The sequence below is a fragment of the Sphingomonas asaccharolytica NBRC 15499 genome, from assembly GCF_001598355.1.
GTDB classification, from domain to species: Bacteria; Pseudomonadota; Alphaproteobacteria; order Sphingomonadales; family Sphingomonadaceae; genus Sphingomonas; species Sphingomonas asaccharolytica.
In genome coordinates this window covers 1-14,187 of the sequence record NZ_BCYU01000034.1, presented here as the reverse complement: position 1 = coordinate 14,187, position 14,187 = coordinate 1, and the positions used below count along the sequence as shown (strand labels likewise).

Below are 14,187 nucleotides of genomic sequence, written 5' to 3'. Positions count from 1 at the left end.
ACCTGACCATGAAGGATCGAGGGGCATGAGCGCGTTTGGGCGCCGTAGCGGAATGGGTGCCGGGCAGGCCGGAAGGCCGGCCTTCGGCGTGGCGCGACCGATGCAAGGTGGTGGTGCCCAGCCCGCCGCCGATGCCGCCGAGCAATTCCCACCGCTCCCCGATTCGACCGAGATCGACGCCGATCAGCCAGGCCACTTGCCGGGCAGCAACGGCGAGGCGATGGCGCGCCTGACCGAACGCCAGAATTCCAGTGGCGAAGCCGCCGGCATGAAGGCGGAAGGGTTCGAGGCCTCGGTCCACAAGATCAAGGAACAGGTGCTGCCGCGCCTGCTCGAACGCGTCGATCCGGAAGCCGCCGCGACGCTCAACAAGGACGAGCTGGCCGAGGAATTCCGTCCGATCATCGGCGAGGTGCTCGCCGAGCTCAAACTGACGCTCAACCGCCGCGAGCAATTCGCGCTCGAAAAGGTGCTGGTCGACGAACTGCTCGGCCTGGGCCCGTTGGAAGAGCTGATCGCCGACCCCGATATCAGCGATATCATGGTCAACGGTCCCAACCAGACGTTCATCGAACGCAAGGGCCGGCTGGAGATCGCACCGATCCAGTTCCGCGACGAGGAGCATCTGTTCCAGATCGCACAACGCATCTGCAACTCGGTCGGCCGCCGCGTCGACCAGACTACGCCGCTGGCCGACGCCCGCCTCAAGGACGGCAGCCGCGTGAACGTGATCGTCCCGCCGCTCAGCTTGCGCGGCACTGCGATCTCGATTCGCAAATTCTCCAACAAGCCGATCACGCTCGACATGATGGCGGGCTTCGGGTCGATGTCGCAGAAGATGGCGACCGCGCTCAAGATCGCGGGCGCGTGCCGGTTCAACGTCGTCATCTCGGGCGGTACCGGCTCGGGTAAGACGACGATGCTCAATGCTCTGTCGAAGATGATCGACCCGGGCGAGCGCGTGCTGACGATCGAGGACGCGGCCGAACTCCGGCTGCAGCAGCCGCACTGGCTACCGCTCGAAACCCGCCCGGCCAATCTCGAGGGCCAGGGCGAGATCACTATCCGCGACCTGGTCAAGAACGCGCTGCGCATGCGGCCGGATCGCATCATCCTCGGCGAAATCCGCGGCTCGGAATGTTTCGACCTGCTCGCCGCGATGAACACCGGTCACGACGGATCGATGTGTACGCTCCACTCCAATAGCCCGCGCGAATGCCTGGGCCGTATGGAGAACATGGTGCTGATGGGCGACATCAAGATCCCGAAGGAAGCGATCAGCCGCCAGATCGCCGATTCGGTCGACATGATCGTCCAGGTGAAGCGTCTGCGCGACGGGAGCCGCCGCGTGACCAACATCACCGAGGTGATCGGCATGGAAGGGCCGGTCATCGTGACGCAGGAACTCTTCAAGTTCGAATATCAGAGCGAATCGGCCGACGGTAAGATCGTCGGCGAATATCGCGCCATGGGACTGCGCCCCTACACGCTGGAGAAGGCGCGCATGTTCGGGTTCGACCAGGCGTATCTCGAAGCTTGTTTGTAATCGGCACAGGGCGGCGGCCGGCTCGCTGACGCCGAAGCGCAAACAACGCGGTTAACAGCGATTTTACCCCGTATCCGCGGGGTCGCGACAGGTATAAGCGGGACGCATGCGCCGCCGCATGCTGCCCTTGCTGATGTTCGCCGCTTTGCCGTTGGGCGGAGCGATGCCCCCAGCCATGCCCGAACCGCCGGCCGAACGCGTCGTGCTCTCGCCCGACGCCGAGGCGCAATGGGTACCGTTCGATCTCACACCAGGTAACCAGATCCAATTCCGGATGACGGTCGACGGCCGCGCCGTCACCGCGATCCTGGATACCGGGTTCAGCCTGTCGGTGGTTTCGCGCCGCTTCGCCAGCCGCGCCGGGCTGAAGATCTCCGGCGGCGGCGAAGGCGTCGGCATCGGCGGCACCGTCGCCATGGGTCAGATCAACGGAGGTATCCTGGCGATCGGCGGCTTGACCCGCAGCGGCGGGCGGCTCGGCGTGCTCGATCTGCCCGGCGGCGCCACCGGCAACGGCGCGACGATCGACGCGGTGATCGGCAGCGACCTGCTACGCCGCTATGCGCTCGATATCGACTTCGCCGCACAGCGTTTCCGCCTGTTACCGAGCGGTCGCCTGCCCTTTTCCGGCCAGACCGCGCCGCTGGCGATGGCGCTGCGCGACCAATTCTATGTCAGCGAGATGTCGATCGACGGCACAAGGCTGCGGCCGATGATCGTCGACACCGGCGACGGCGCGACGATCACCATGTCGGACGAGGCATGGAAATCGGTCGGCGGCGTCAAGCCGACCACGACCACCACTATTTCGTACAGCATCGCCGGACCGGTCACGTCCGAGCTGACGGTGCTGCCCGCGGTCCGCGTCGGCGAGACGACGGTGCGCGATGCCGAGGCGCGAATCGAGCCCGGCCGCGGCTTTTCCGCGCAGATGGGCGCGGCGGGGCGGATCGGGCTGGGCTATCTCCAGCGCTATCGCGTGTTGCTCGACCCCGGCGCCGGCCGCATGGTGATGGCGGCCGGTGCCGATGTCGACCGACCGCCGCTGCGCTCGACCAGCGGATTGCTGCTCGGCTTCTACAGCGATCACCTGCGCGTCCTCCACGTCATGCGCGGCAGCCCGGCGGCCAGCACCGGCTGGCAAGCGGGCGACCAGATCTGCAGCGTCGATGGCCAGCCGATCACCGCCAATTACGCCAGCGAGCCGATCTCGACCTGGTCGGTCGCCGACCCGGGCCGAATCGTGCGGCTAGGGATTTGCGGCGGCGGCGAGCGCAAGCTGACGCTGGAGCGCTTCTATTGAGCGCAGGCGGGTTGGATCGTCTCAGGGCCTGGCAGATGGCGGCGGTGCTCGCAGTCGTCGCACTTGCCCTGCGCGCCTGGGATTTCGGCAACCCCGTCATCCATGTCGATGAGCAATATTATCTGCTGGTCGGCGACCGCATCTTGCACGGTGCGATACCCTATCTCGACATCTGGGACCGCAAGCCGGTCGGGTTGTTCCTGCTCTATGCTGCGATGCGGCTGCTGCCCGGCAACGGCGTGATCGCCTATCAATTGGTCGCGAGCCTGTTCGCCGCCGCAACCGCCCATGTCGTCTGGCGCGCGGCGCTGCGGACGGGAGCGAGCCGGACCGGCGCGCTGGCGGCGGGGGCAGCGTATCTGATCTGGCTGCCGTTGCTGGGTGGGCGCGGCGGGCAATCGCCGGTCTTCTACAATCTGTTCGTCGCCGGCGCCGCGCTGATCGCGCTCCACTTGCCCGATCGCGCGCGGGCCGGCGCGACTCGCGCGATTATCGCCTGGGGGACCTTCGCCTGCCTGCTCGGCGGGCTGGCGATCCAGACCAAATACACGCCGGCGATCGAGGGTGCGTTCATCGGCTGCGCCCATCTCTGGTATCTGCGCCGCTCGCGCGCAGGCTGGGCAATGCTCGCGGGCGCGGCGTTGTTATGGATGTTGGCGGGACTGGCACCGACCTTGGCGATCGGCACCTATTATTGGCACCTCGGCCCGCAGGCGTTCGGCGCCTTCTGGTTCGCCAACGTCACCTCGATCTTCCTGCGCGCGGGCTATCCGGCCGACCAATTGGCGATGCGGCTGCTCGGCATCGTCGCGACCTTGTCGCCATTGATCGTGTCGGCCGCGATCGCCTGGGCGTGGCGGCCCCGCGCCGATCGACGCGAGGAAGCGCTCATCGGGTTCGGTTGGCTGGCGGCGGCCGGCGGCGGGTTCCTGCTGATCGGCACGTTCTTCGATCATTACGCCTTGCCGCTGGTCGCGCCGATCGCGGTCGTCGCGGCGCGCGCACTGGGCCGGTCGTCGCGGTTGCTGATCGCAACATTGGCGCTCGGGCTGCTGCTCAATGTCGTCGAGCGCGGGATCAAGAGCAACGATGGCGAAGGCGCCTATGCAGTGGCGACACTGGTCAAGGCCAACAGCCATGACGGCTGTCCCTATGTCTTTATCGGCGACACCTTCACCTACGACCTCGCCGGCACTTGCCTACCGACGCGCTACGCCTTCCCCAACCTGTTGGCCTATACCACCGAGCAGGGCGCGACCGGGATCGACGAGGCGGCCGAGGTCCGGCGCATCCTCGCCGCGCGGCCGCCGGTGATCGTCACCTCGACGCGACGACTCGAAATCTGGAACCCGGGCAGCCTGGCCGCGCTGAAGGCGGCGCTGGGGGGCTATCGCGTGATCTACAGCGTGCCACGCGCCGACTATCGAACCTTGGTCTATCTGCGCCGCGACCTGCCCGCCCGCGATGTGCCGGCTACAATTGGAACGCCACCGCCGCGGCAATGATCGCGCTGATCAGCGCGAATACCTGGATATTGCGCCAGTCGAGCACCGATACACGATCGAGATTGTCGCGCCTGCGGTGACGCCAATCGATAACCCCCGCGACCAGCGCGGTCAGCGCCAGCGCGACCGCTACCGCCTCCGCAATCTGCTTCGCCGAAAAGCCCACAATCTCTATTGGCCGAGCTTGTCGATCTTTTCCTGCAGACGGGCCAATTCTGCCTTGAGCGCGGAGACGTCGTCGTCGCCTTCTGCCGGCGTGGCCGGAGCCGTAGGCGCGGCCGCCGCCCCCATGCCCGCTTGCGGCTTGAAGGCCGAGGTCGCCGCTTCGAACATCGCCATGTTGCGCTTGGCGATCTCGGCAAAGGGCGAGTTGGCGAACGCGCCCTCGACCGCCGATTTGAACTGTTCCTGATTACGGCGGAAGCTGTCCATCGATGCTTCGAGATAGCTCGGCACGAAGGCTTGCATCGAATCGCCGTACATCGCGATCAGCTGGCGGAGGAAATTGACCGGCAGCATGGTCTGGCCGCGCGCTTCCTCTTCCATGATGATCTGGGTCAGCACGTTGTGAGTGATGTCCTCATCGGTCTTGGCATCGACGACCTTGAAATCGCGCCCTTCGCGCGTCATCGCGGCGAGATGGTCGAGCGTGATGTAGGAGGAGCTTTCGGTATTATAGAGTCGACGATTGGCGTATTTCTTGATGATCACCGGGCCGTCAGTGGCCGCCTGCTTCTTCATGGGAACGCCCCTCCAATGATTTGTCGCGGCTGTACCATCAATGCATGACGCACCGCAACATGGACCGCGTCCCTTACCGTTGTTCCTCGAAATGCTGCGCGAAGAGACCGCAGCATCGCCCGAACGCCGCGCCGCCGCCCTGGTCGGGCTGAAAGCGTATCAGGAGGCGCCGCGCGCGTCGAAAAAACGGTCCGCGCCAATGCGTTTCAGAGCCGGGCGGGCAAGACTGCGCGATTATGGCGGCGACGGTCGCGCCGTGATCTTCGTGCCGTCGCTGATCAATCCGCCCTTTATCCTCGATCTTGCGCCGCAAAATTCTTTGTTGCGCTGGTGCAGCGAACAGGGGCTGCACCCCTATCTGCTCGATTGGGGCGAGCCGACGCCGGCCGATCGCGCGATGGACGTGACCGCGCATGTCGAACGCATCCTGCTGCCGCTGATCGCCAGGTTCGACGAACCGCCGCTGCTGGTCGGCTACTGCCTGGGGGGCACGCTGGCGATTGGCGCGGCGGCGGCAGGCGGGATAGCCGGGCTCGGGTTGATCGCCACGCCTTGGCATTTCACCGGCTTCGGCGGCGGACGCACGGCGATCGGCGAGCTGTGGCAATCGGCCAAGCCGGTCTGCGAACGGATGGGGCTGGTGCCGATGGAAGTGTTGCAGACCGGGTTCTGGCGCCTCGACCCAGGGCGCACCGTGAGCAAGTATGAAGCATTCGGGCGGATGGAACCGGGCAGCCCGGGCTGGCACGGGTTCATCGCGCTGGAGGATTGGGCGAATGCCGGCGCGCCATTGCCCTACGCGGCCGGTCGGCAACTGTTCGAGGAGTTCGTCGGCGACGACCTGAGCGGCAAAGGCGGCTGGACCGTCGCGGGTCGCACGGTCGACCCGCACGCTTTGCCCTGCCCCGCGGTCGAATTCGTCTCGCTAAGCGACCGCATCGTTCCCAAGGAAAGCGCCGCCGACCTGGCCGACCGCCACGACCTCGGTTCGGGACATGTCGGCATGATCGTCGGCGGCCGGGCCAAAGTCCAATTGTGGGAGCCGCTGGTACAGTGGCTAAAGCGCGCCTAGATAGCCGCGAAACCCACCTCTGAATCGGAGTCTCCATGACCGACATCGTCATCACCGCCGCCAAGCGCACGCCGGTCGGCAGCTTCATGGGCGCGTTCGGCGGGACGCCGGCGCACGAGCTTGGTCGCATCGCGATCGAGGCGGCACTGGCGCAAGCAGGTGTCGCGGGTGAGGAAGTGTCGGAAGTCATCCTCGGCCAAGTGCTGACCGCCGCGCAGGGCCAGAACCCGGCGCGCCAGGCGTCGATGGCGGCGGGCGTGCCCAAGGAAATCCCGGCCTGGGGAGTCAACCAGGTGTGCGGATCGGGCCTGCGCACCGTCGCCTTGGCGGCACAGGCGGTCGCGACTGGCGATGCGCGGATCGTCGTCGCCGGCGGGCAGGAATCGATGTCGCTGAGCGCGCATGCCCAGACCATCCGCGCCGGGCAAAAGATGGGAACGCTGGAGCTGATCGACACGATGATCCGCGACGGGCTGACCGATGTGTTCAACGGCTATCATATGGGGATCACCGCGGAGAACCTCGCCGAGCAATACCAGATCACGCGCGAGATGCAGGACGAGTTCTCGGTCCGCTCGCAAAACCTGGCTGACGCCGCGCGCTCGTCCGGTCGCTTCCGCGACGAGATCGTGCCCGTCACTATCAAGGGCCGCAAGGGCGACACGGTGGTCGCCGACGACGAATATATCCGCGCGGGCGTGACGATCGACAGCGTGTCTGGCGTGCGCCCGGCGTTCAAGAAGGACGGCACGGTGACCGCGGCCAACGCCTCGGGCCTGAACGACGGCGCGGCGGCGTTGGTGGTGATGTCAGCCGACGAGGCGGCGAAGCGCGGCGCGCCGGTGCTGGCGCGGATCGCCAGCTGGGCATCGGCGGGGGTCGACCCCTCGATCATGGGCATCGGTCCGGTGCCGGCGACGCGCCGCGCGCTGGAAAAGGCCGGCTGGTCGATCGCCGATCTCGACTTGATCGAGGCCAATGAAGCCTTCGCCGCGCAGGCACTGTCGGTCGGCAAGGAACTCGGCTGGGACCCCGACAAGGTCAACGTCAATGGCGGCGCGATCGCGATCGGCCACCCGATCGGCGCATCGGGCGCGCGCGTGCTGACCACCCTGCTGTATGAAATGGCCAAGCGCGACGCGAAAAAGGGACTCGCGACGCTCTGCATCGGCGGCGGCATGGGAATCGCGATGTGCGTCGAGCGGTGACGATCGGCAAAACGGGTTCTAAAATTGCGCAATTTGTTATGGCCACGTAAGCTTCGCGAAGCCGCGTTGCAGATATACCACGCTCTGCCGAAAACATGCGGGATGCCAAGGTGCTGAACCTTGCATGAATGAAGTCGTAAGGGTTCTATCGCTGCACCGAGGCATCTAGACCTCGACAGCAAGGGGCCTAACATGAATATCCAGCGTTTTCTGGGCGCGACCGCGCTCGTTGGCGTGCTGTCGGCATTGCCGGCAATCGCGCAGGCAAAGTCCGACACGCCTAATGCGACTCCAGTCCCGGTCACCGCGCCGCAGACCGATCCTCAAACCACCGCAACCGACGACGGCAAGCCGAACAAGGACGAGATTATCATCACGGGCTCGCGCATCGCTCGCCCGACTCTATCGTCGCCCGTTCCGATCACGACAGTGACCGCCGAAGATCTGCTTTCCAACGGCCAACTCAACGTCGGCGACGCACTCAACAACTTGCCGGCGTTGCGCTCGACGTTCAGCCAGGCGAACTCGACGCGCTTCATCGGCACCTCGGGACTCAACTTGCTCGACCTTCGCGGCCTGGGCACCGCCCGCACTCTGGTGTTGGTTAACGGCCGTCGTCATGTCACGGCATCGCCGGGCGACTATCTGGTCGACACCAATACTATTCCGGACGACTTGCTGGAACGTGTAGACATCGTCACTGGCGGCAGCTCGGCCGTCTACGGTTCGGACGCGGTCGCGGGCGTCGTCAACTTCGTCATGAAGCGTAACTTCACTGGCATCAAAATCTCGGGCCAGGGCGGCATTTCGTCGCGCGGCGACCGCGGCAGCTATTTCGGATCGATCGCAGCCGGCACGAACTTCGCCGGTGGACGCGGCAATATCGCTGTCGCCGCCGAATATTCTAAGAACAATGCGCTCTACTTGACCGATCGCGACTATCTGACCGGTGCGTTCAGCGGCCGCAACCAGTTCAATACCGATTCGGACACGACGCTCGATGGCACGAGCGGCTCCAACGGCATCATCGACCAGCATTTCTACAGGGGCGTCCGCAACGGCTCGATCTCTGACGGGGGCGAGTTGACCGCGATCTGTCCGAGCACAGCGGCCGGCGGCCCTGCGGCGGGTAGCATTCTGGCCGGCAGGTGCCGCGCCAGCCGGGTAACCGGCGCGTCGGCAAACAACGCCGAGCGTTACATGTTCATGCCCGACGGTTCTCTGGTGCTCAGTCAGCCGACGATCGATTTCCGCGATATCACCAATGGCATCAGTTCGAACACCGTGGGTGGTCTTGGCTCGACGCTGAATAACACTGGTCAGCTCGATCCAGCACTCGAGCGTATCTCGGTCAGCCTATTGGCGCATTTCGACGTCTCGCCCGCATTCAAACCGTTCGTCGAAGCAAAATTCGTCCGCATCAATGCCAATCAGGAAGGCCAGCCGAGCTTCTTCCAGGGCTCCTTGGCTGGCTTCTTTGCGACCACCGATGAGCAGTTCGCAGCGATCAAGGAACTGCGGTGCAACAACCCGTTCCTCTCCAATCAGGCACTGCAAACGCTGCAGTCGATCGGCCGTTGCGCCAACCCGGCGACCGGCCTGTTGACGCTTAGCCGCTTCAACGTCGATTTCGGCGGTCGCGGCGAACTGCATCGTCGCGATACCTTCCGCATCGTCGGCGGCGTCGAGGGCACGTTCAACGAGGATTGGCGCTACGAAGTGGCGGTCAATTACGGTCAGCTCGACACGCACATGACGTCGCTGAACAACCTCAAGCTGTTCGACTTGAACGGTAATCTCGACGGTTTCCTGCTCGCCGAAGACGCAGTTGTGGCGCCGGCCGGTTTCACCGGAAGCAATTTCGCTACTGGTGCGAACGGCCAGAAGGTCATCTGCGGGATCAACGCAGGTGCCGGCGGTAACGTTCGTCCGGACTGCGTGCCGATCAACGTGTTCGGCAGCGGTGCGCCGTCGGCCGCGGCTCTGAAGTTCATCAACACCACCGCAACCCGCGTCGAGCGCGCTACCGAGCTCGACATCACGGCGAACCTCACCGGTGATCTTTCGCAGCTCTTCTCCCTGCCGGGCGGCCCAGTCGCGTTCAACATCGGCGCTGAGTACCGTAGGGAAACCGCGCGTTCGGTCTACGACGCCCTGACCCAGTCGGGCGGCACTTTCCTCAACGCGATCCAGCCGTTCCTGCCGCCGGCCTTGGAAGTCAAAGAAGCGTTTGCGGAGATCAACATCCCGATCCTCAAAGACCTGCCGTTTGCGCAGGAACTGACGATCGCGGGCGCCGGTCGCGTATCGGACTACAACACGGCAACCGGGACGGTGTGGACCTACAACGTGTCGGGAATCTGGGCACCGGTCAGGGATATCCGGTTCCGCGCGGGATATTCGAAGTCGGTGCGTGCGCCGACCCAGAGCGATCTGTTTTCACCTCTGTCGCAGAACTTCGCCTCGGTGGGCGATCCCTGTGACATCGCCAACATTAACAACGGCACGGGCGGCAGCACGAACCGCAAGGCCAATTGTGCAGCTGCTGGGGTACCGGTCGGGTTCGTCAACACCCCGGCGCGTACCCAGACGCTCAGCTATCTGGACGGCGGCAACTCACAGCTAACGGCTGAGACGTCGAACAGCTGGACCTACGGTGCAGTGATCACACCGCGCTTCGTGCCCGGTCTCGTGCTGACGTTCGATTACTACAATATCAACGTGAAGAGCCTAATCCAGTCGTTGGGTCTGCAGACAATTCTCAACCAGTGCTACGATGCGCCGTCGCTGAGCAACCAATATTGCGCGCTGCTCAATCCACGTGACTCAACCACCCACGAATTCGCGACGCCTTATGTCGGTTCGTCGGGCCCGGTTAACTTCGCGCGGCAACAGACTCGCGGTCTGGACGCCGACTTGTCCTATACCCGCACCGTCCTGGGCGGCCGTTTGTCGCTTCGCGGCATCGGGACCTATGTGTTCGAGAAAACCAACTATCTCGATCCGGTCAACCCGAACACTCCGGACCGTCAGTTGAGCGAGTTGGGCGATCCGCAGTTCGAGGCTCAGGCGTCTGTCGCTTACGAGACTCAGGGTGGGTTCAGCCTGCGGTACCAGGCACGTTATATCGGCAAGATGACGATCGGCACCTACGAGGCACAGCACTCGTTCAACGGCAACCCGCCACAGAACGCCGATCTCACCGCCGAGGTCTGGTACCCAGCCACATGGTATCACAATGTTCGGCTGGGCGCGACGATCAGCAAGAAGTATGAATTCTATGCTGGCGTCGACAATTTGTTCGATACCAAGCCGCCGTTCTTGCTGACCGGCACTGGCGCGGGTAGTTCGATCTACGACAACGTCGGTCGATTCTTCTACGCCGGCTTCAAGCTCAAGTTCCGCTAAGCGGGCAAAGACAAATAAAAAAGGGGCCGTCTCGCAAGAGGCGGCCCTTCTTTTTTTGGGGATTGCGGACCCGCAGCAGGCAGCGTCAGTTGCCCGACCGGTCAACCGATCCGATCGAACCGTGATCCCATCCCCGTCAGCAACTCATATTGCGATATACCCGATCGCTCCGCGGCGCGCGGCAAGTCGAAATCGATCGTCAACCAATCGCCTTCGGCGATATCGTGCCCAGTCACGTCGATCGCGATCAGATCCATCGATACGCGGCCGAGTAGTGGCAACACAGCCCCCCCGAGCAGCGCGGCACCCCGTCCCGAAAAGCCTCGGAAATAGCCGTCGGCATAGCCATAATTGAGGATCGCCACTTCGGTATCGGCCGGCGCGATCCAGGTCGCGTTATACCCCACGGCCTCGCCAGCAGGGACGATGCGGCGCTGAAGCACTTGCGCTTCGGGAAAGGCGACCTGGGAGATGATGCCGGTGAGCTCAGATCGCGGGACGCCGCCATAAAGCGCGAGGCCGGGACGGGTGAGGTCGAAGACATAGTCCGGCCCGAGCGCGATCCCGGCCGAATTGGCGAGACTCAGCCGCCGCGCCGCGACCTTTTCGGCCATCGCGACGAACCGGCCGCGTTGCTCGCTATTCTGCGCACTGTCCTCATCCGCCGAGGCGAGATGGCTCATCAACGTGTCGATGGCGAGCCCGTCGATCGCGCCCAAGGCGAGGTCGCCCTCCCCCAACCCTAGCCGGTTCATGCCGGTGTCGAGCATGACATGACACGCGTGCCCTCCGGAACCGCGCCAGCGCGCCGCCTGCTTGGCCGTGTTGAGCACCGGCGTCGCGATGCCCGACAGCGCCAATTCCATGTCCTCGTCGCGCACCCCGTGGAATACCGACAAGCTGGGCAAGCCGAGCGGCACGAGCGCGGCGGCTTCGGCCCAGGTGGCGACGAAGAAATCGCGGCATCCCGCCGCCGCCAGCGTCTCCGCGACCCAGGTGGCGCCGAGTCCGTAGCCGTCGGCCTTGATCGCCGCGCCGCACGCCGCCGAGCCGCTCATCCGGGCGAGAGCGCGCCAATTGGCGACAAGCGCGTCGGCATCGCGACGCAGGCGAAGAGGAGCAGCAACCATGCGCCGCTGCCTAGGGCGTGTCTCCGCTATCGGCAACGCTAGGGCCTGTACTTAATAGCGGCGGGGTCGAGACGGAGCGGGTTTTGTCGCGTGGGTAGGAGCGAGGAGGGAGCGATGCATTATGCATCGTGACCGACGAGGGACGATGAACAGGTCGCCGTGTCCCCCGGACACGGCTAAAACTGCCGGGGGCAGTTTTACCTGTTCATCCACGCGGCAAAATCCGCCCGCCGCTTCGCGGTTGCGTTGTGAAGCCCGCCGGACGTCGCCGCTTGCTTGCGCGTAGCTCAAGCTACGCGACTGCGCTGCGCTCCTCGCCGACGGGCTCCACAACGCAATCTCGATCCCCGCCGCTATTAAGTACAGACCCTTAGGCCAACCGCGGGTTATAGCTGCCCGCTATTCGGGAAGCTTGTCGCCCTTCCACTTCAGGCCCCACAACGAGACCAGCAACGCCATCAGCACGACCACCCAAGTATACCACAGCCCGCCATAGGGATTGCCGGTCCTGGCGACGATATACTGGCTGATGAAGGGCAGGAAGCCGCCGAAATAGCCGGTGCCGATATGATAGGGGATCGACATCGAGCTGTAGCGAATGCGCGCCGGAAACATCTCCGCGAGCAGCGCGGCGACCGGCCCATAGGTCGCGCCGGCCAAGGCGCCCATCACCAGCATCGCGAAGATGATGACCGCGATCCCGATCGCCGTCGGACGCACCCTGTCGAGCTTGTAGCCGTTGGCGGCGAGCGCCGCGTCGAGCCCGGCCGGGCTGATATCGGGCACCGCGTCTCCCCCGATGATCACCGCGATCGCCGGCGTGGTGTCCTTGGTATAGGCGATGCCCTTTTTGGAGAAATAGTCGAGCAGCTGGCCACATTCGTCGACCTGCTTGGCAGCGAACGGATCATAAGTGCAGTGCGGTCCCGACACGACCACCGGCGCGCGCTTGGCGGCGTGCGCCAGATCGGGATTGGCGGCGCTGCCGATCACCCAGAAGATCGGGAAAAGCAGGACTAAAGTCACCGCATAGCCGATCACAATCGGTCCCTTGCGCCCGACGCGATCTGACAGCCGTCCGAAATAGATGAACCAGACCAATCCCGCACCGCCGGCCACGCCGACGATCAGCTGCGCGGTGGTTTCCTCGACCCGCGTCGTCGTCGTCAGGAACGACAAGGTCGAGAACAGCGCAGTGTACCAGATCACCGTCAGTCCGGCGGCGACGCCGAACAAGGCGACGAACAGCCGCTTGAGATTGCCGGGATAAGTGAAGCTGGAAACGATCGGGTTCTTAACCGTCTCCCCCGCTTCCTTGATCGCCCGGAACACCGGGCTTTCGCTGAGCTTGAGCCGCATCCACAGCGACACCGCGAGCAGCACCAGCGAGAACAGGAACGGGAAACGCCATGCCCACTCCGCCCAGGCCGCCTCGGTCACCGCGAGCTTGGTCAACAACACCACCGCAAGGCTGAGGATGAACCCGCCCGCGACGCAGGCCTGAATGAAGCTGGTGTAAAAGCCCGATTTACCCGGAGGCGAATGCTCGGCAACATAGATCGCCGCCCCGCCATATTCGCCGCCAAGCGCCAGGCCCTGAGCGACGCGTAGCAGAATGATGATACCCGGCGCCCACAATCCGATCTGCGCGGCGGGCGGGACAAGCCCGACTCCGGCGGTGGCGATGCCCATCAAGGTGATGGTGACGAGGAACGTGTATTTGCGGCCCAATTTGTCGCCGAGATAGCCGAACAGCACCGCGCCCAATGGGCGGAAGCCGAAGCCGACCGCGAACCCTGCCCAGGCGAGCAGCGTCTGGACCATCTCGTTCCCGGCCGGGAAGAAGGCCGCGCCGATGATCTTGGCGAGCGTGCCGTAAATGAAGAAGTCGTACCACTCGAACGCGGTGCCGAGCGACGAGGCGGCGATGACCAACCGGATATCGGATGGGCTGGGATCCGGCCGCAACTCTTCCGCCATTACCGTCGCCATCGATCAATCCCCTGTTTGCCGTTGGGTGTAGCGTGTCGTGTGGCGGCGGCAAGCATGATGCTTGGCGCTCGATCACTCTCCTGAAACTAACTTCAGGGCGTAACGCCGGGAGATCTCGCCGTGGTTGCGCGCGGCTTGCGCTTCGCCAAGGCCCGGCCCGAGCCCGAGGCGCTGGTGGCTTTGGTTGCGAAAGAAGTGGCGTCGCGACTCGAGGGCGGCGGGCGGATCGGGTTTTAGAATCCGCCTGCCACACTCCGGCCGCCCCGCCTCTCCTTACGGCTT

Annotated in this window: 10 protein-coding genes; 6 read left to right on the top strand and 4 right to left on the bottom strand. The window is 64.5% G+C overall.

What is annotated here, in order from left to right; all coding sequences use genetic code 11:
- Positions 1-25 precede the first annotated feature (25 nt).
- From SAS01S_RS10950 to SAS01S_RS10940, 3 genes are all read left to right on the top strand, one after another.
- A complete protein-coding gene (locus SAS01S_RS10950; RefSeq protein ID WP_066807797.1) occupies positions 26-1,546 on the top strand; it encodes a TadA family conjugal transfer-associated ATPase in 1,521 nt (506 codons plus the stop codon).
- 106 nt (positions 1,547-1,652) lie between these two features.
- Positions 1,653-2,849 carry an aspartyl protease family protein gene (locus tag SAS01S_RS10945; RefSeq protein ID WP_245656848.1) on the top strand — a complete coding sequence of 399 codons (1,197 nt, stop codon included), beginning with the start codon at positions 1,653-1,655 and terminating at the stop codon, positions 2,847-2,849.
- A 35-nt stretch (positions 2,850-2,884) separates the two neighbouring features.
- Complete coding sequence (locus SAS01S_RS10940; protein WP_066807795.1) at positions 2,885-4,354, top strand: ArnT family glycosyltransferase; 1,470 nt, start codon at positions 2,885-2,887, stop codon at positions 4,352-4,354.
- Here the strand turns inward: SAS01S_RS10940 and SAS01S_RS10935 are convergent.
- On the bottom strand, positions 4,323-4,520 hold the full coding sequence (locus SAS01S_RS10935) for a hypothetical protein (protein WP_066807789.1): 198 nt from the start codon (positions 4,518-4,520) through the stop codon (positions 4,323-4,325). The two genes, SAS01S_RS10940 and SAS01S_RS10935, sit on opposite strands and share 32 nt — an antisense overlap.
- Before the next feature lie 5 nt (positions 4,521-4,525).
- A complete protein-coding gene (gene phaR, locus SAS01S_RS10930) occupies positions 4,526-5,095 on the bottom strand; it encodes a polyhydroxyalkanoate synthesis repressor PhaR (protein ID WP_066807787.1) in 570 nt (189 codons plus the stop codon).
- A gap of 40 nt (positions 5,096-5,135) precedes the next feature.
- Here phaR and SAS01S_RS10925 point away from each other — a divergent pair, with 40 nt between their 5' ends.
- From SAS01S_RS10925 to SAS01S_RS10915, 3 genes are all read left to right on the top strand, one after another.
- Complete coding sequence (locus tag SAS01S_RS10925) at positions 5,136-6,167, top strand: alpha/beta hydrolase (protein ID WP_066807785.1); 1,032 nt, start codon at positions 5,136-5,138, stop codon at positions 6,165-6,167.
- 35 nt (positions 6,168-6,202) lie between these two features.
- Positions 6,203-7,375, top strand: a complete 1,173-nt coding sequence (locus SAS01S_RS10920) for an acetyl-CoA C-acetyltransferase (RefSeq protein WP_066807782.1) — start codon at positions 6,203-6,205, stop codon at positions 7,373-7,375.
- Positions 7,376-7,567: 192 nt separating this feature from the next.
- The gene (locus tag SAS01S_RS10915; protein ID WP_066807780.1) at positions 7,568-10,783 is read left to right on the top strand and encodes a TonB-dependent receptor domain-containing protein; all 3,216 of its coding nucleotides are present in this window, start codon (positions 7,568-7,570) and stop codon (positions 10,781-10,783) included.
- 101 nt (positions 10,784-10,884) lie between these two features.
- Here the strand turns inward: SAS01S_RS10915 and SAS01S_RS10910 are convergent, their stop codons facing one another.
- Positions 10,885-11,913: an alanine racemase gene (locus SAS01S_RS10910; RefSeq protein WP_066807778.1), complete on the bottom strand. Its 1,029-nt coding sequence runs from the start codon at positions 11,911-11,913 to the stop codon at positions 10,885-10,887.
- 399 nt (positions 11,914-12,312) lie between these two features.
- Positions 12,313-13,905, bottom strand: coding sequence for an MFS transporter (locus SAS01S_RS10905; protein ID WP_066807776.1), 1,593 nt, complete (start codon positions 13,903-13,905; stop codon positions 12,313-12,315).
- Positions 13,906-14,187 lie beyond the last annotated feature (282 nt).

Excerpts from the sequence above, each read along its gene's own strand:
- SAS01S_RS10950 (WP_066807797.1), top strand. The coding sequence starts at position 26 with ATGAGCGCGTTTGGGCGCCGTAGCGGAATGGGTGCCGGGCAGGCCGGA.
- SAS01S_RS10945 (WP_245656848.1), top strand. The coding sequence starts at position 1,653 with ATGCGCCGCCGCATGCTGCCCTTGCTGATGTTCGCCGCTTTGCCGTTG.
- SAS01S_RS10940 (WP_066807795.1), top strand. The coding sequence starts at position 2,885 with ATGGCGGCGGTGCTCGCAGTCGTCGCACTTGCCCTGCGCGCCTGGGAT.
- phaR (WP_066807787.1), bottom strand. The coding sequence starts at position 5,095 with ATGAAGAAGCAGGCGGCCACTGACGGCCCGGTGATCATCAAGAAATAC.
- SAS01S_RS10925 (WP_066807785.1), top strand. The coding sequence starts at position 5,136 with ATGCATGACGCACCGCAACATGGACCGCGTCCCTTACCGTTGTTCCTC.
- SAS01S_RS10920 (WP_066807782.1), top strand. The coding sequence starts at position 6,203 with ATGACCGACATCGTCATCACCGCCGCCAAGCGCACGCCGGTCGGCAGC.
- SAS01S_RS10915 (WP_066807780.1), top strand. The coding sequence starts at position 7,568 with ATGAATATCCAGCGTTTTCTGGGCGCGACCGCGCTCGTTGGCGTGCTG.
- SAS01S_RS10910 (WP_066807778.1), bottom strand. The coding sequence starts at position 11,913 with ATGGTTGCTGCTCCTCTTCGCCTGCGTCGCGATGCCGACGCGCTTGTC.
- SAS01S_RS10905 (WP_066807776.1), bottom strand. The coding sequence starts at position 13,905 with ATGGCGACGGTAATGGCGGAAGAGTTGCGGCCGGATCCCAGCCCATCC.